The sequence below is a fragment of the Bittarella massiliensis (ex Durand et al. 2017) genome (assembly GCF_017566145.1).
GTDB classification, from domain to species: Bacteria; Bacillota; Clostridia; order Oscillospirales; family Ruminococcaceae; genus Bittarella; species Bittarella massiliensis_A.
Window position 1 is genome coordinate 1 of the sequence record NZ_JABFCL010000269.1, and the last position, 218, is coordinate 218.

1 protein-coding gene is annotated in these 218 nt (G+C 45.4%); it reads left to right on the forward strand.

The window, feature by feature from the left end:
- A partial coding sequence (locus HJY11_RS14290) for a nucleotide-binding domain containing protein (protein WP_279571115.1) occupies positions 1-218 on the forward strand: 218 nt, incomplete at both ends.

Below are 218 nucleotides of genomic sequence, written 5' to 3' on the forward strand. Positions count from 1 at the left end.
TCTGTTACACAAAGGGTATGGGCGCATTGTAGTTGCCGGTGGTGAAACTTCCGGTGCTGTAACAAAAGTTCTTGGCTATGATGTATTCGAAATAGGTGACTCTGTGGCACCTGGCGTCCCGATCATGATACCAGTACAAAACAAGCACATCCGCCTCGTGTTAAAATCCGGTAATTTTGGACAAGTTGATTTTTTCACACGGGCTCTTGAAATGACGA